Source organism: Acinetobacter sp. ANC 4470, assembly GCF_002135335.1.
Lineage (GTDB): Bacteria > Pseudomonadota > Gammaproteobacteria > Pseudomonadales > Moraxellaceae > Acinetobacter.
On record NZ_NEGC01000001.1, the window covers coordinates 439,623 to 455,807 of the forward strand.

The 16,185-nt window shown below is 40.3% G+C and carries 15 protein-coding genes and 4 tRNA genes; 7 read left to right on the forward strand and 12 right to left on the reverse strand.

Going from position 1 to position 16,185, the window contains the following annotated elements:
* The first annotated feature begins 56 nt into the window (after positions 1–56).
* The 4 genes from minC to B9T25_RS02025 all read left to right on the forward strand — a co-directional run bounded on the left by minC (position 57) and on the right by B9T25_RS02025 (position 2,353).
* A complete protein-coding gene (gene minC, locus B9T25_RS02010) occupies positions 57–788 on the forward strand; it encodes a septum site-determining protein MinC (protein WP_086186810.1) in 732 nt (243 codons plus the stop codon).
* A 66-nt stretch (positions 789–854) separates the two neighbouring features.
* Positions 855–1,667, forward strand: coding sequence for a septum site-determining protein MinD (gene minD / locus B9T25_RS02015; RefSeq protein ID WP_086186811.1), 813 nt, complete (start codon positions 855–857; stop codon positions 1,665–1,667).
* A 3-nt stretch (positions 1,668–1,670) separates the two neighbouring features.
* Positions 1,671–1,943 (forward strand): cell division topological specificity factor MinE, encoded by a 273-nt coding sequence (gene minE, locus B9T25_RS02020; RefSeq protein ID WP_004648029.1) that lies wholly within the window; start codon positions 1,671–1,673, stop codon positions 1,941–1,943.
* 122 nt (positions 1,944–2,065) lie between these two features.
* Positions 2,066–2,353 carry a PA4642 family protein gene (locus tag B9T25_RS02025; RefSeq protein ID WP_086186812.1) on the forward strand — a complete coding sequence of 96 codons (288 nt, stop codon included), beginning with the start codon at positions 2,066–2,068 and terminating at the stop codon, positions 2,351–2,353.
* 75 nt (positions 2,354–2,428) lie between these two features.
* Here B9T25_RS02025 and B9T25_RS02030 read toward each other — a convergent pair whose 3' ends face one another.
* Both B9T25_RS02030 and B9T25_RS02035 read right to left on the reverse strand, forming a co-directional pair.
* A complete protein-coding gene (locus tag B9T25_RS02030) occupies positions 2,429–3,331 on the reverse strand; it encodes an AEC family transporter (protein ID WP_086186813.1) in 903 nt (300 codons plus the stop codon).
* 151 nt (positions 3,332–3,482) lie between these two features.
* A complete protein-coding gene (locus B9T25_RS02035; RefSeq protein ID WP_086187026.1) occupies positions 3,483–6,548 on the reverse strand; it encodes a DNA translocase FtsK in 3,066 nt (1,021 codons plus the stop codon).
* 287 nt (positions 6,549–6,835) lie between these two features.
* Between B9T25_RS02035 and trxB the strand changes: the two genes are divergently transcribed.
* From trxB to B9T25_RS02050, 3 genes are all read left to right on the forward strand, one after another.
* Entirely contained in the window at positions 6,836–7,789 is a 954-nt protein-coding gene (gene trxB / locus B9T25_RS02040) for a thioredoxin-disulfide reductase (RefSeq protein WP_086186814.1), read from the forward strand.
* A 114-nt stretch (positions 7,790–7,903) separates the two neighbouring features.
* Positions 7,904–8,635 (forward strand): leucyl/phenylalanyl-tRNA--protein transferase, encoded by a 732-nt coding sequence (aat, locus tag B9T25_RS02045; RefSeq protein WP_086186815.1) that lies wholly within the window; start codon positions 7,904–7,906, stop codon positions 8,633–8,635.
* A gap of 21 nt (positions 8,636–8,656) precedes the next feature.
* Complete coding sequence (locus B9T25_RS02050) at positions 8,657–9,472, forward strand: arginyltransferase (protein ID WP_086186816.1); 816 nt, start codon at positions 8,657–8,659, stop codon at positions 9,470–9,472.
* An 11-nt stretch (positions 9,473–9,483) separates the two neighbouring features.
* Here B9T25_RS02050 and rimI read toward each other — a convergent pair whose 3' ends face one another.
* The 10 genes from rimI to B9T25_RS02100 all read right to left on the reverse strand — a co-directional run bounded on the left by rimI (position 9,484) and on the right by B9T25_RS02100 (position 16,112).
* A complete protein-coding gene (gene rimI, locus B9T25_RS02055; RefSeq protein WP_086186817.1) occupies positions 9,484–9,942 on the reverse strand; it encodes a ribosomal protein S18-alanine N-acetyltransferase in 459 nt (152 codons plus the stop codon).
* Positions 9,943–10,047: 105 nt separating this feature from the next.
* The gene (locus tag B9T25_RS02060) at positions 10,048–10,929 is read right to left on the reverse strand and encodes a metal-dependent hydrolase (protein WP_086186818.1); all 882 of its coding nucleotides are present in this window, start codon (positions 10,927–10,929) and stop codon (positions 10,048–10,050) included.
* Positions 10,930–11,158: 229 nt separating this feature from the next.
* Positions 11,159–12,349, reverse strand: a complete 1,191-nt coding sequence (gene tuf / locus B9T25_RS02065; RefSeq protein WP_086186819.1) for an elongation factor Tu — start codon at positions 12,347–12,349, stop codon at positions 11,159–11,161.
* A gap of 147 nt (positions 12,350–12,496) precedes the next feature.
* Positions 12,497–12,571 (reverse strand) — tRNA-Thr (locus B9T25_RS02070).
* 16 nt (positions 12,572–12,587) lie between these two features.
* Positions 12,588–12,663, reverse strand: a tRNA-Gly gene (locus B9T25_RS02075).
* A 36-nt stretch (positions 12,664–12,699) separates the two neighbouring features.
* A tRNA-Tyr gene (locus tag B9T25_RS02080) sits at positions 12,700–12,783 on the reverse strand.
* Positions 12,784–12,836: 53 nt separating this feature from the next.
* Positions 12,837–12,912 (reverse strand) — tRNA-Thr (locus B9T25_RS02085).
* Positions 12,913–13,010: 98 nt separating this feature from the next.
* Positions 13,011–14,504, reverse strand: a complete 1,494-nt coding sequence (gene trpE, locus B9T25_RS02090; RefSeq protein WP_086186820.1) for an anthranilate synthase component I — start codon at positions 14,502–14,504, stop codon at positions 13,011–13,013.
* A 113-nt stretch (positions 14,505–14,617) separates the two neighbouring features.
* Positions 14,618–15,289 (reverse strand): phosphoglycolate phosphatase, encoded by a 672-nt coding sequence (locus B9T25_RS02095; RefSeq protein WP_086186821.1) that lies wholly within the window; start codon positions 15,287–15,289, stop codon positions 14,618–14,620.
* A 91-nt stretch (positions 15,290–15,380) separates the two neighbouring features.
* Positions 15,381–16,112 (reverse strand): FHA domain-containing protein, encoded by a 732-nt coding sequence (locus tag B9T25_RS02100; protein WP_086186822.1) that lies wholly within the window; start codon positions 16,110–16,112, stop codon positions 15,381–15,383.
* Between the last annotated feature and the right edge of the window lie 73 nt (positions 16,113–16,185).

Here is a 16,185-nt window from a genome sequence, read left to right on the forward strand (position 1 = left end):
ATTTACAACATTACTTCGACATAAAATGAATAAGTCAGAAGTCTTAAGGAATAATTATGGCTGATATACGGATAAAAGGCAGAATGGTCAATGCGATTCGCATTAGCTTAGACACCAATGATCATAATGCAATCCGCCAGCAACTCGCGCCAATGCTACAAAAAGCATTTCCACCGGGTACATTAGTTGTGATTGAAAGTTCAGTTGAACAAGAACTTATTGCCTTAATTCAACTATTGCTCAGCCTAGAAGTACAACCTATGGCTGTGACTGAGGGTTTACTTGCTGACCAAGCTCGCGCAATTCAATTCCCTGTTCTACCAGCAGACCATAAACCATTGCAACAGATTAAAGCCACGAAAGAACAAGTGGTTGAGGTCAAACCTGAACTTTCTGATGAGCAAGCAGCGATTCCTGCAAAAGAAGAGCTAAAACCGACTCGTATCGTCAATCATGTGACCTCTTATCACGATGAAATTTTACGCACAGGTCAATGTCTGGTACAAGATCATGGTGATATCATTCTAAATGCAGGTATTAATAGTGGTTCCGAAGTAATTGCTTCAGGAAATATACATATTTATGGTAGCGTCCGTGGTAGAGTCATTGCCGGCGCAGGTGGAAACCATGCAGCACGCATTTTCTGCCACTCCCTAGAAGCAGAGTTGGTCTCTATTGCAGGCACATATTGTGTAGCAGATGACATTCCACAGCATGTCTTAAAAAAATCTGTACATATTTACCTGAATGACCAGCAAGAGCTTGTATTTGAAATTCTAGAATTTTAATGTATAAATAAACACCAAAAGCCCCATATCAAAAAGGGGATTTGAACCATAACAGGAGTGGATTCGGTGGCGAAAATTGTTGTCGTAACATCAGGCAAAGGTGGCGTAGGTAAAACTACGACTAGTGCATCTTTTGCAACAGGTTTAGCCCTTCGTGGTCACAAAACTGTTGTGATCGATTTTGACGTAGGTTTACGTAACCTAGACTTAATTATGGGGTGTGAACGTCGCGTTGTTTATGATTTTGTCAATGTTTTAAATAATGAAGCTCGACTTCAACAAGCACTTATTCGCGATAAAGATATTGAAAATTTATACATCTTACCTGCATCACAAACGCGTGATAAAGATGCCTTGACCGATGAAGGTGTTGCACGTGTGATGGATGAGCTTTCCCAAGAGTTTGACTACATCATTTGTGATTCACCAGCGGGGATTGAACGTGGTGCAATTCTTGCGATGTACCATGCTGATGAAGCCATCATTGTGACTAATCCTGAAATTTCTTCAGTACGTGATTCTGACCGTATTATTGGTATGCTTGATAGCAAAACCAGAAAAGTGGAACAAAACGAAGGACGTATCCGTAAGCATTTGTGTATTACACGATTCAATCCAGAACGTGCTGATAAACAAGAAATGTTAACTATTGACGATATTTCTAAAGATATTTTACGCGTACCAACTATGGGTGTAATTCCTGAATGTGAGATTGTGTTACAAGCCTCTAACGAAGGAAAACCTGTTATTTTGTTTCAAGAAACTCCCGCAGGTCAGGCATATGACGACTTAGTCGCACGCTTCTTGGGTGAGGAACGTGCTTACCGTCATATTGAAGTCAAACCTAAAGGTTGGTTAGCAAGATTATTTGGAGCGTAAGAAATGGCAGGATTCTGGAGTAAATTATTCAGCAACGATGATAAACCTTCAAGCGCTCAAACTGCTAAAGATCGCTTAAAAGTAATTGTTGCCTCAGAACAAGGTTTAGGTAAACGCTTAAGCCAAGATAAAATTGACCAAATGAAAAAAGAAATCATGCAAGTAGTCAATCGTTATGTCCGCGGTGTGGATGAACAACATATTCAAATGTCTGTTCGCTCTGAAGCAAATATCGAAATGTTAGAAATGAATATCAATTTGCCTGAAGAGCGATAATCTGAATTCTGATTAGTCAAGCAAATTGAATCAAGGCAAAATATGGGACTGGATAAGCAAAGTATTACTTTGCCCAGTCTCATATTTTGCCTTTTTATTTTATTCATACCAAGGAGATTGCGATGGCATTATCTCAGCCAGCAACGTTCAACGAAGAATGGTCAGACGAGCGTGTATTTGCCTATTTAGCTCAGCTTCCTCCTGCAGGCGTGAATGGTGATTTTCACGTGCTCTACCACGCATTCAAACATATGCGCCCAAATGACTACGAGCGTTTATTGACTCAATTCGTGGCCGATGGTCGTGATGTCAATGCCACCAATCCTGAAGGTCAACGCATTCATGATGTGATTGCTGAATATCCGCGTCAACGGGATGGATTTTTAGAAGTTCTTGCAAAATTTGCATAATATTTAAAAATAAAAAAGCCCATCAGTTTGAATAAAATAGATGGGCTTTTTTTATGGTGAAGTTTAAGCATCACATTAAGTCAGCAAGATCATCAACACAGGAAAGGTAAATGCAAAACATAAGGTTTGCAAACTAATAATCCCCGCCATGAGTTGACTATCTCCATTAAAATAGCGCGTTAAAATATAGGCTGCAGATGCCGTGGGCAAAGAACAGAACACCACTAGAATAATCGTTTCAAAATCATTTAAATTCAGCATAGAACAGATAAAATAAGCCAAACATGGCACCATAATTAAACGCCCTAAGGTATTCAATAACAACCGTATATAATCATGTTTAATCTGAGCAAACTGTAAAGCAGCGCCAACGGAAATCAATCCTAAAGGCAAACTCATACTGGCTAAAAATTTAAGCAATTGCTCCAACCCTGAAAATAAAGACAGGTGTAGTAAGTTAAAAATAATGCCCACCGCACAGCCTAAAATTAACGGATTTTTGATCACAGAAAATAAAATCTGCCTATGTTTTAGCCCTTGTCCTTGTGAAAAAGCCAACACTGAAATCACATTCACCAAAGGAATTGCCAAAGCGATCATCATGGCGAACATTTGCATGCCTTGAGCGCCAAACAGCAACGACATAATGGATAAACCAATATAAGTATTAAAGCGGATCTGGCTTTGTACATACACGCCAAAGCGTGCTACTGGAATATGAAAAAATGCCCTCGCCATCCATAAAATCAAACTGCTCATGATAATAATTATCACGAGTGCCAGTAACACTTGAGTAAGCGTTAACCATTGAAATTTCACATAAGCAAGGTTATTAAAAAGTAATACTGGAAACAAAATTAAATAATTGAGTTTTTCAGCACCCCGCCAAAATTCATCAGTTAAAAACTGAGTACGTTTAAAAATATAACCCATTGCAATTAAAATAATTAATGGAAATAAAGCCACTGCGACATTCATTATTAGCCTTCATCCCTGAATTATTGAGTCAATATTGTTGACTACAATAACTTCCCTAGTTTTCCATTAATATTGATTTAATTTTACCGTATATTTTTTTAATTTCCAGAAAAAGGCCTGCATAAGCAGGCCCTAAATTCAGCATGAAAATTTAAACTAAAATTTCACGTTTACCATTGGCACCCATACCACTAACGATACCATTTTCTTCCATTTGGTCAATGATACGTGCGGCACGGTTATAACCGAGACTAAACTTACGTTGTAACGATGAGGTTGAGGCCTTACGGGTTTCCAAAACAAAAGACACGCATTGATCATATAAAGCATCACGATCCGAACCACCATCACCATCTTCAAAACCACGTGAAGTCGGTTCTTCGTCGTATGGATTCAAAATTTCATCAACATAATTTGGAGCAGCACGTTCACGCCATGCATCACAGATGTTGTTCACTTCATCATCGGAAATAAATGCCCCATGCACACGCTCAGGCTCAATTTTACCCGGCGCAAGGAACAGCATATCACCATGACCTAAAAGGTCTTCTGCACCGCCCGCATCCAAAATGGTACGCGAGTCAATTTTACTGTTTACCCGTAACGCCACGCGGGTTGGAATATTGGCTTTAATCAAACCGGTAATCACATCGACCGATGGGCGCTGTGTAGCAAGCAATAAGTGAATCCCCGCAGCACGAGATTTTTGCGCCAAACGGGTAATCATTTCTTCAGCTTTTTTACCGACCTGCATAATCATGTCAGCAAATTCATCGGCCACAATCACGATTGAAGGTAATGGTGTTAAACGTGGCGCACGCTCTCCTATAACCGAGTCACTCGCTTTCCACGTTGGATCAATGAGATCCTCACCATTAGCAATGGCTTCCTCTACCTTACGATTGTAATCTGCAAGTTTACGAATTTTTAAGTAAGACATCAGCTTATAGCGACGTTCCATTTCATTGACACACCAATTCAAGGCATTGACGGCATCTTTCATGTCCGTGACCACAGGTGTGAGCAAATGTGGAATATCGTTATAGTTGGCAAGTTCGAGTTGTTTCGGGTCAATCAAAATTAAACGTAACTCATTCGGTGTATATTTCAACAACATCGATAAAATCATCGAGTTCACTGCCACCGATTTACCTGAACCTGTTGTGCCTGCGACCAGCATATGTGGCGCTTTACCTAAGTCAGCAATGACTGGATTACCCGAAATGTCTTTACCCATTGCCATCGAAAGAATGCTATTTGGATCGGTAAAAGCAGGAATGGTCAATAACTCGATCAGACGCACCATTTCACGTGTGCTGTTCGGCACTTCAATCCCAATATATGGTTTGCCCGGAATCACTTCAACCACACGTACAGATGCCATCGACATTGAACGCGCAAGGTCACGTGAAATATTGGTGACTTTGGATGCTTTAACGCCCGGTGCTAAATCCAGCTCAAAACGAGTAACCACTGGTCCCGGCTGTGCTTCTATAACTTTGGCTTTGACATTAAACTCTTGCAGTTTAATCTCCAAAAGTTCAGATAAACGTGCCAATTGTTCGGCAGTGAAGTTAACTTTTTTATTCGGATCAACTTTATCTAGTAAATCAAGTCCCGGAAGTGGCGACAAATCTTTACGACGTGCAACGACTTGCATAGCGAGTGACATTGGACGACCTGATGCATCGGTTAACGGTGCATCAAAATCGAAGTCATCTTCAACAGGTTTGTCAGCTTCAACTGGTTTACCTGCTGTCTCCTGCCAAACTTCACGGAACACATCTTTATTAGATGAAATTAATGCTTTTTCATCTTCTGAAATAATGGGTTGTGCTGGCTGAGTATTAATTTCTGCACGTACAAATGCGGATGATTGAGCATAACTGCTGCTTGTACGAACTGGAGCAGCGTGTTCTCTATCATCAATAACTAACTCATCCACCAACAAATCATCAAGTTCGTCAAATTCATCATCTAATGCCGTATTTTTAGGTGTGGTATGCAATAAAGGCGAAGCTGCGATTGCTGATGATGCAATCGCAATCTTTTCTGTTGTCATTGTTGGTGCAAATTCAGTCTCTACAGGATTAAATGGCGTGTGAACATCTATTGCCGTTTTTCCACTTGGCACTGCTGCAAGTAATTCATCAAAGATTTCATCATCATCCCAGTCTAAATTTTGCTTAGTATCAAATGCGACGGTTGATGAGGGCTGTTCATGCACAACCGCTTTAAAATGTTCATTCGGCGTATGTAGTTCAGATTCTGCTGCTGCTTTTAATAAAGCATCAATATCTTGTTTATGTGATTGGTTTTCATCTGAATTTAATGCACGCCAAACTTCACCCGTAGGTACAACACGTTGAGTATTCTGTTCTAAACGATGAGCTTTTTCTAAAACTTGGTTAAATTCCTCATCATCTTCATCATCAATAAGTTGTTGCTGAGTATATTGTTCTTTTTCAACCATATCATCGAACAAGCGCTCCGCAGCCTGATCTCGTACCATAGAGGATACAATTTGTACTTCACGGTGTTCTGGCGCAGCTGTAATGTTTTCTACTGCAACTTTTGCTTGAGTACTTGTCACTGAGTTTTTAACTTCAGGGGCTGTACGATCAAATGCAGATTCCGTTTCAGGAACATTTTTATAAAATAAATCTTGCAAATAAGCAGGTGTTACCTTGAGTGTCGCCCATGTTTTATTCCACTTCACACCAAATGCGAGGGTAAAAAGCACAAACCAAAAGACCACAAGGAAAGCGGTTGCCCCATAAATGGTTAAAATTTGTGAAAGACTTTCACCCAATTCATAACCAATAATGCCACCCGATGAATTATCTAAAGTATCGGCAGGAACTTGCCAATACAAATACAATAAACTCGAGGTTGCCAATAAAATAAAAAATTGCGCTGCATAGCGAAACGGTTTATTTAAAAAACTATAAGGCCACCAGACTTGAATAGCTTCAACGAATAGAAAGATTGGAATAAGTAAGCTTGCCCAGCCCAAGAATCCAAACAATAAATCTGCTATCCATGCGCCTGCGACACCACTGGCATTTGAAACCTGTAGAGTATCACTGGAAATATGCATCCAGCCTGGATCAAAAGGCGTATAAGTCACTGTTGCTAGGAATAAATAAATTCCAAATGAGACTAAAAATAATGTCATTATTAAGCGCTGTGCATAAACACTCGACACCGCAGTCATATACTGTCCTGTAACCAATTTTTCATTCATGTTTTTGTAAGAAACTAAGACAAAATAGTTTCGCAATTAGACTCGATATTATGCACCTGTTCCAATAAAAAAGATGCAACATTATGTAGAGGCTATGACTAACAAACTCTATGAATTGAGTATCAAGCACAGCACCCTTCTTGTATATAGCTCAAATCGATTTCAATGATCAATAATATCGACATTGAACTGCCACAACTTGTATCGAGTTTCACGTATAATTCCACAAATTTCTAAATAAAAAAAGGATGCCGCGAATGGGCGCTCGTCACTCACGTTTAATTATTCTAGGTTCAGGCCCTGCGGGTTATAGCGCAGCGGTCTATGCTGCACGTGCCAACTTAAAGCCAACACTGATTGCAGGCATACAATTGGGTGGTCAATTGACCACTACAACTGAAGTTGACAACTGGCCGGGCGACCCAGAAGGTTTAACAGGTCCAGCACTCATGGAACGCATGCAAGCGCATGCTGAACGCTTTGGCACAGAGATTGTATACGACCACATTAATGAAGTTGATTTAAGCGTTCGCCCATTCGTTCTTAAAGGCGATATGGAAGAGTTCACCTGTGATGCTCTCATTATTGCAACAGGCGCAACAGCGCAATACTTGGGTCTTGAATCTGAATCAAAATTCATGGGTCAAGGCGTAAGCGCATGTGCAACCTGTGATGGCTTCTTCTACAAAAACCAAAAAGTTATGGTTGTCGGCGGTGGTAATACTGCGGTTGAAGAAGCACTCTATTTATCCAATATTGCAGCTCACGTGACTTTAGTTCACCGCCGTGACACTTTACGTTCAGAAAAAATTATACAAGATCATTTATTTGAAAAAGTAAAAGAAGGCAAAATCAGCATTCTTTGGAATAACCAAGTCGATGAAGTTTTGGGTGATAAAACGGGCGTAACTGCGGTACGTTTAAAATCAACCACAGATGACACGACTCAAGATGTAGACGTTCAAGGCTTATTTGTTGCCATTGGTCATAAACCGAATAGCGGTATGTTTGAAGGTCAACTCAACCTCCGTGATGGTTATATTCAAGTACAAAGTGGTACATCAGGTAATGCAACCGCAGCTTCTATTGCTGGGGTATTTGCAGCGGGTGATATTGCGGATAGTATTTATCGTCAAGCCATTACTTCAGCAGGTTCAGGCTGTATGGCTGCATTGGATGCAGAAAAATATCTTGACGCTTTAGGCGGCTGATTAAAATAAATCAACTCGATTAAAGAAAAAACCGTCCTCTCTGGGCGGTTTTTTTATATGATAAAAATCTCAACGACTTTTACTGCACCTTAATTTTTCAATCAGGTTAAATTTATGCACACCTTAGCACCCTCAGAGTTTATTTTTCCAGACCCGATTGAGTCTGATCCCGATGAACAAGGGCTGATTTGCATAGGTGCCGACCTCTCCCCATCTACCCTGTTTGAAGCCTATACTCATGGTCTGTTTCCGTGGTTTTCTGAGGATGAGCCGATTTGTTGGTGGAGTCCTGAACCACGTTGCATTATTCGTCCTCAAGATTATCATCCAAGTAAATCCTTAGTCCGTAATATGAAAAAATTTGATTATAAAATCACGATTAATCATGCTTTTGAACACGTAGTTCGCTCCTGCTCCCTACCTCGTAGTTATGCTGAAGATACTTGGATTTCTGAAGACATTATTGAAGGTTATTGCCAGTTATTTGATGCAGGGTATGGTTATAGCATTGAAGTTTGGGATGAAAATAGAATCGTTGGCGGTTTATATGGCGTCACCATTGGTCATGGCTGTTTTGGCGAGTCGATGTTTAGCACTCAAACCGATGTTTCAAAAATGGCTTTTTATACATTAATGCGCATTGGTCAGGAAAATCATCTGCCTTGGATTGACTGTCAATTAGTCAATGATCACCTTTTAAGCTTGGGTGCTTGTACACTTTCTCGCCAAGCGTACCTTAATTCGTTACAAGATGTTGTTAAACAACCCCCTATCGATTGGAAAAAATATCAAGAAGGTGTATTTTCAAGTAAAACAATAGTGCAGCAAGCACGATTAATTGAATGACAATAATAGAGGGATCTTGCTATGAATTCGTATCACCCAAAGTCCCGATTAAATGATTTACAGTACTATATTACGCCACCACATAGCTGTAGCTACTTAGAAAACAAGTCCGCTCGGATGGTTTTTTTAGATCCTGCACATCGAATTGACGTGGTCACGCTATCCGAATTATCACGTACAGGCTTTCGTCGCAGTGGCGATTTTGTCTATCGTCCTGAATGCCACTTATGCCGACAATGCCTATCTTGTCGTGTACCTGTAGCTGAATTTCAGATGAGTAGTTCGCAAAAAAAAGCATGGAAACGCAATCAAGACCTCACAGTGAAAATCACACGTACTGCGGATGCCTCCAAAATTCATTACAATTTATATGAACGTTATATTAATGAGCGTCATGCAGATGGCGATATGTTTCCACCTAGTCTAGATCAATTTGAAAAATTTTTAGTGCATAGCTGTACAGACAGTTTTTTTCTAGAATTTTGGAAAGACGATAAGTTAATTAGCGTCTCCAGCTGCGATCCTTTAGACGATGGTATTTCCGCGGTCTATACTTTTTTCGATCCAGATGAAAGTCGCCGATCTTTAGGTGTTTTTGCGGTGCTTAAACAAATTGAACATGCAAAAACTCTAAGCCTACCCTATGTTTATTTAGGCTATTGGGTGCCTCATTCAGATAAAATGAATTATAAATCTCAATATGTGCCTTTAGAATTATTGATTGATGGGCAATGGCGACGTTTAAATCGCTTACTCAATCCAGAAGAAATTCAACAATTGGGAAACTCACTCATGACAACATTGCCTTCTGGCTGGAATAACCCAATTATTAAATAAGCATTTATTTATCATTTAAACAGTTGTGAAAAATCATCACTGCATGATTTGACCATAATAATGGCATGCTCACGAGTACCTTTCACATGAGGATAATAATTTTTACGTAAATCAATTTGATGAAAACCTGATTTTTCATACAGTGCGATAGCCGCTTGATTACTTTCGCGCACTTCTAGAAAAATTTGCAGCGGATCATTTTTCAATTGTGCAATCGAAGCTTCAAGTAATTGATAACCTAAACCTTTGCCTTGTTGACTCGGATCAATAGCCATCAGTAAAAGATTTGCTTCATCTAAGACAGGTTGTAAAATACAAAAACCAACCACCTGCCCTTGTTGCTCAATCACGGTACTATGATAAGAATCTATAGACTCTTCAAACTGTTTTGCTGTCCATGGATGGGTTTGTACCAATTGCTCAATTTGCGTAATGCGACTTACATCCGCTTTTTGCATCAAACGAATCATCTTCGTTCATCTTTTAAATAACAGAAACTTCGCATTATAGAAACTTTAACTAAAAAATCGAGTAAAAAAATGGGCAATATCGATTGCCCAAAAAGTCAACATAGACTAAAAACCTAATTTAGCTTTCCAAGTTGTTAATAAATCTACTGTATCCAAATCATTTGGGTGAAAACCCAGTTTAAAATAAGCCAACATTTCCTTACCCATACCATAAATAACACCTTTGGATGGACTATAAGCATACGTATAAATATCTTTTAAGGATGCAAGATTTAGCTGCTGATCTTGTTTTAATAAACGTGCAACAAAATAAGATTGGGTAATAAACAGAACCACCATTGCCATGGTTAAAGAGCTTGTACGTAAGGCATATGCTTTTAACCCTTGACCGAATACCCCTTCAAAAACATCATAAGCCACGGCTTTATGTTCATTTTCTTCTACTGCATGCCATGCCCACATGGTTGCCATGGTCTTATCTGTCATTAATTCTTGAATATACTCATTACGTAGTAATTCCGATGCAATGGTTGCAGTGAAATGCTCAAGTGCTGTCGTCGCTGTTAAATCAATCATTTCCTGCGTAATACCCACTGGTTTTGACAGTTTCACGAATATTTTACGGAATGTTTGAATAACAGTATCAGTCTTGGCTTCTAAAGTGGCGATATCGTGTCCATATTTTTGCGCTGAAGCATTAAAACCAATATGCTCATGCGTATGCATGGCTTCTTGACCAATAAAAGCACTAATTTCTTTTTGTAATTCTTGGTTTTCTTTAATCATAGGGTGATGACGAACAGTCCGAACACTATCAATAAAAAACTTTTCACCTGCTGGAAATAAAGCAGAAAGTGCCGTCATAAAATGAGTTAAACCAACTGAACCATTCATCCAGTATTCGGGTACGTTATTAAAATCAAAATTCATTCGGCGTACGGGAAAACTTGCGCCTGCACGATTTGAAATATTCACTTTAGCATTCATGACTCTTACTCCTATTTAGCAGAACAATATTGCTAAATTCATTTATGTTTGTTTTTCTTAATTCTTATATTACGTGTTTAAAAATTTGCTATAAGTGCAGATAAGGTCATGAAAATATCAGTTAGGGACAGCTTTAGTAAGTATTGTCTTACAATTTGTTTTATTCATTTTGCTTAAGTCTAAAATAAAAAAGCGCCCCAAAGGAGCGCTTTTTTATACTATAAAGCGATTATAGAGTTACTTTCGCAACAACACCAGCGCCTACAGTACGACCACCTTCACGAATCGCAAAACGTAGACCTGGGTCCATTGCGATTGGGTGAATTAATTCTACTGACATTTCTACGTTGTCACCAGGCATAACCATTTCAACGCCTTCTTGTAACTGAATAGCGCCAGTTACGTCAGTTGTACGGAAGTAGAACTGTGGACGGTAACCGTTAAGGAATGGAGTATGACGACCACCTTCTTCTTTAGAAAGTACGTATACTTCTGCATCGAATTTAGTGTGTGGCTTGATTGTACCTGGTTTAGCAAGTACTTGACCACGTTGAACGTCTTCACGCTTAGTACCACGTAGAAGAACACCACAGTTCTCGCCAGCACGACCTTCGTCAAGCAATTTACGGAACATTTCTACGCCAGTTACAGTAGTGACTACTGTATCTTTAATACCAACGATTTCAACTGATTCGCCAACTTTAACGATACCAGATTCAACACGACCAGTAACTACAGTACCACGACCAGAGATAGAGAATACATCTTCGATTGGCATCAAGAATGCTTTATCGATTGCACGTTCTGGTTCAGGAATGTAAGAGTCAAGAGCAGCAACCAATTCGATTACAGCAGATTCGCCATAAGGACCTTCGTTACCATTCAATGCTTGAAGCGCTGAACCACGGATGATTGGAGTATCATCACCTGGGAAGTCATAAGTAGAAAGAAGTTCACGAACTTCCATTTCTACTAATTCAAGTAATTCTTCATCATCAACAAGGTCACACTTGTTAAGAAATACAAGAATGTAAGGTACACCAACCTGACGAGACAAAAGGATGTGCTCACGAGTTTGTGGCATAGGACCATCAGTCGCAGCACATACAAGGATTGCACCGTCCATTTGAGCAGCACCAGTGATCATGTTTTTAACATAATCGGCGTGACCTGGGCAGTCTACGTGAGCGTAGTGACGAACTGCAGAATCGTATTCTACGTGTGAAGTATTAATGGTAATACCACGTGCTTTTTCTTCTGGTGCAGAGTCAATTGCTGCGTAGTCTTTAGCTTCACCGCCGTAGGTTTTTGCACAAATTGTTGCAATCGCAGCAGTTAAAGTTGTTTTACCATGGTCAACGTGACCAATTGTGCCCACGTTTACGTGTGGCTTATTACGTTCAAACTTAGCTTTAGCCATGATGATCTTCCTCGTTTACGTCGAACACGGTTTTAAACAACTCAGCATCGACCTATCGTCTAAAAAACTAGACACCTAAATACTTAAAAAGCAGACTAATAAGCCTGCTTTGGAAAATTGTGTGAACAAGTCACTAAACTGTATATTTGGAGCTCTTATCCAGATTTGAACTGGAGACCTCTCCCTTACCAAGGGAGTGCTCTACCACTGAGCTATAAGAGCAAATTTTTCGCTTCAATGGAGCGGGAGACGAGGGTCGAACTCGCGACATGCAGCTTGGAAGGCTGCCGCTCTACCAACTGAGCTACTCCCGCACGATGTTGGCACATCCACTTTTGAAGTCTTAAAATTGGTGGTGAGGGAAGGATTCGAACCTTCGAAACTTTCGTAGCGGAGTTACAGTCCGCCCCCTTTGACCGCTCGGGAACCTCACCATTTTACACTTACTATCAGTGCTATTCTTTTACTTACATCCTCAACATTAAGATGGTGCCGGCACCAAGAGTCGAACTCGGGACCTACTGATTACAAGTCAGTTGCTCTACCAACTGAGCTATGCCGGCGTTTCTTAGCGTTTCATACGTTTCGTATCGGAACGGTGTGCAGTTTAGCAAAACCCTGAATCCTTGCAAGTGTTTTTTTCAAAAAAAACATCAAAAACTTATAAAATCAAACCATTTGACGATAATTCAACCGCTTTGATCACTGCACGGGCTTTTATTTGCGTTTCATTCCATTCAGATTCAGGATTTGAGTCCACAACCAGCCCTGCTCCTGCCTGAACATAGACTTTATTTTCACGAATCACACAGGTACGAATGGCAATCGACATATCCATTTCACCATGCCAACCTAAATAACCCACTGCACCACCAAAAACGCCACGTTTTACGGGTTCAACTTCGTCAATAATCTCCATCGCACGGATTTTTGGTGCACCAGACAATGTTCCCGCAGGAAAAGTTGCCTTAAAAACATCCAATGCATCAACATCATCGCGCACTTCACCCTGCACATTCGAGACAATATGCATCACATGTGAATAACGCTCGACCACCATTTGATCAGTCACTTGTACTTTACCAATTTTAGATACACGACCTACATCATTTCGACCCAGATCAATTAGCATTAAATGTTCGGCAATTTCTTTTTTATCGGAAAGTAAATCTTTTTCAAGTGCCAAATCTTCTTCTTTGGTCTTACCCCGTGGGCGCGTCCCAGCCAATGGGCGTACCGTCGCAATACCATTTTCCAAACGCGATAAAATCTCTGGAGATGATCCGACAATATGAAAGGGTTTTTTATCGTCTAAAGTTTGCCCTTGCACCAAAAATAAATAAGGGGATGGGTTTAAATGACGCAGTGCACGATAAACCTGTAAAGCCTCACCATCAAAATCTGAGACCATCCGATGCCCCGGTACCACTTGCATTACATCACCGGCACGAATGTATTCTTTGACTGTTTCAATCGTTTCCAAATACTTGGCTTTACCTGTCAGCGACTCAAAATGTGGTGCGGTATGTTTTTTGGCTTGTAGGCTAACCGGTTGAGCCAAGCTCACTTCCAACGCATCTAATTGTTGTTGTGCCTGAGCATAAGCCCCTGGATTATTGACATCGGCATGCACAATGAGGAACAAAGTATCTTTTAAGTTATCAAATACGATGACCGTTTTCGACAACATCATCCAAATATCTGGCAATCCGACTGGGTCAGCTGCTGGAACATTGGTTAAACGCGGCTCAATATAACGCACAGCATCATAACCAAAGTAACCCACAAGCCCACCAGTAAAACTTGGCAAGGCAGGTAAATCTTGTTGCGTCGGCACATGAAATTGCGCTTGAAAATCACGAATGTACTGAAATGGGTCGCTACACACTTGTGTTTCAAGTGAACCATCTGCTTGTTGAATGGTTAATACACCCTCATTACAAGAAAAGACCGTCGATTCACCTAAGCCAATAATGGAATAGCGCGCCCAATTTTCCCCACCCTCAACCGATTCAAACAAATAAGCATGTTGGTGCTCTTTAAAACGTGCAAAAACTGAAAGTGGTGTTTCTGTATCTGCTAAACGCTGACGATAAACAGGAATAAGATTATAGCCAGCAGATTTTAACTGGTCGAATTGAATTTGCGTGGTCATGAGTATTCTCTATGTTTTCGATATGGCGTATTTAAGTTCGTTTTCATGCTATCTGACCTAGTCTCGCCATCGAAAAACCATACAATTTCTCATTCCAATATCCTTATTTTAAATTATTTCGCGAGCAACTCTCTTAAATCATCGACCACTTGCTGTGGTTGGCAATCATGAATATCTTCACCATGATTATAGCCATAGCTCACCACAATACAATCAACCCCCGCACGTCGTGCTGCTTCTACATCATTGCTTGAATCCCCAATCATTAATGTTTCTGCCGCAGTTACCCCATATTGATCCACACAAAAGAGCAGCTGACGTGGATGTGGTTTACGCTCTTCAAAACGATCACCACCAATCACATCAACAAAATAATGTGTTAAACCCAAATTTTCAACAATCATACGTGCCGGTTGTTCTGGCTTATTGGTCACACAGATCATTTGCTTGTTGTTCTTTAAACCCCATTCTAAAAAATCAATCACCCCATTAAACGGCGTGGTATCCACACAGGGCTCGGCATTATAAATTTTTAAAAAAGTTTCTAATAATTGCTGATGCTGAGCAGGATCGACCTGACCAGTTAAATACTGCAAAGTGCTCTGACAGAAGAGTGCGGTTCCCTTACCAATCCAAGTTCGCACTTGTGTTTCAGTGACATTGGGCAGTTGCAAAGCATTTAGACTCATATTCATAGCCCGATATAAATCGGATGCAGAGTCAACCAAGGTACCATCTAAGTCAAATAAAATAAGCTCACGACTTGCCAATTGTGCTACCGACATCTTATCCCTCTCATCATTTATTCACACAAAAATATCAACTCAAATAATGAAGGCATGCGATTGCATGCCTTCATTATTATTTTGCACAGGCTTATTTAAATAATAACCATGCAATGATTGCAAAAATAATCAATGCAATAATCGCAATTAAACCCAGTGATGCATTTTTTTGCTCCACTTTGGCTTGTTCAACCCGCGATACAGGTTCTTCAACCGCAATCGGTTGCGGTTCAGGCTGTGCCTTAATATCGATACCTGCTGGAATTGGTGCAGGCTTTGGTATAGCAACCTGTTGTGGCATGCCATCTCGACTAACTTGAACATCACTGTCACGCTCAGTTAAGCTTGGCATACCTTGCTCATTCATTTGCTGAGCCGCTGTTTTAGGTGCTTGTTCCACTTGTGGCACTTCAGTTCCAGATACAGCAACTGCTTCTGAAGGCTGTTCAATCGCAGAAATTTCTTCTGGTTGCGCAAGTACAGGATCAACCACAATCTCAGCCGACGCCATTGTTACAGCGACAATATCTTGTGCAGGTGCAAGTACTGAGAATTTCAAACTGGCAAATTGTACAATATCGCCTTCTTCTAACACGCTTTCCTGTTCAATGCGTAAATCATTGACGAATGTGCCATTGGATGAGTTTAAGTCTTGCACCCATAGGACTTGTTCTTTGAGCAAGAAAGCCGCGTGCTTGCGTGAAATTTCTGCGGCTTGCAATACAATGTCTGCGCTCTGATGACGACCAACCAACATATCACGGTCGATGCTAATTTCTTGTCCCGTTAATTCACCGGTAATTGCTTGTATTTTCCAGGCCATAAATTTTCACTCATCGTTTTTGATTATCATAACACAATGAATATCCACTGCCATTTAGGCAACCCAGCTGACT

Excerpts from the sequence above, each read along its gene's own strand:
- minC (WP_086186810.1), top strand. The coding sequence starts at position 57 with ATGGCTGATATACGGATAAAAGGCAGAATGGTCAATGCGATTCGCATT.
- minE (WP_004648029.1), top strand. The coding sequence starts at position 1,671 with ATGGCAGGATTCTGGAGTAAATTATTCAGCAACGATGATAAACCTTCA.
- B9T25_RS02025 (WP_086186812.1), top strand. The coding sequence starts at position 2,066 with ATGGCATTATCTCAGCCAGCAACGTTCAACGAAGAATGGTCAGACGAG.
- B9T25_RS02030 (WP_086186813.1), bottom strand. The coding sequence starts at position 3,331 with ATGAATGTCGCAGTGGCTTTATTTCCATTAATTATTTTAATTGCAATG.
- B9T25_RS02035 (WP_086187026.1), bottom strand. The coding sequence starts at position 6,548 with ATGACTGCGGTGTCGAGTGTTTATGCACAGCGCTTAATAATGACATTA.
- trxB (WP_086186814.1), top strand. The coding sequence starts at position 6,836 with ATGGGCGCTCGTCACTCACGTTTAATTATTCTAGGTTCAGGCCCTGCG.
- aat (WP_086186815.1), top strand. The coding sequence starts at position 7,904 with ATGCACACCTTAGCACCCTCAGAGTTTATTTTTCCAGACCCGATTGAG.
- B9T25_RS02050 (WP_086186816.1), top strand. The coding sequence starts at position 8,657 with ATGAATTCGTATCACCCAAAGTCCCGATTAAATGATTTACAGTACTAT.
- rimI (WP_086186817.1), bottom strand. The coding sequence starts at position 9,942 with ATGATTCGTTTGATGCAAAAAGCGGATGTAAGTCGCATTACGCAAATT.
- B9T25_RS02060 (WP_086186818.1), bottom strand. The coding sequence starts at position 10,929 with ATGAATGCTAAAGTGAATATTTCAAATCGTGCAGGCGCAAGTTTTCCC.
- tuf (WP_086186819.1), bottom strand. The coding sequence starts at position 12,349 with ATGGCTAAAGCTAAGTTTGAACGTAATAAGCCACACGTAAACGTGGGC.
- trpE (WP_086186820.1), bottom strand. The coding sequence starts at position 14,504 with ATGACCACGCAAATTCAATTCGACCAGTTAAAATCTGCTGGCTATAAT.
- B9T25_RS02095 (WP_086186821.1), bottom strand. The coding sequence starts at position 15,289 with ATGTCGGTAGCACAATTGGCAAGTCGTGAGCTTATTTTATTTGACTTA.
- B9T25_RS02100 (WP_086186822.1), bottom strand. The coding sequence starts at position 16,112 with ATGGCCTGGAAAATACAAGCAATTACCGGTGAATTAACGGGACAAGAA.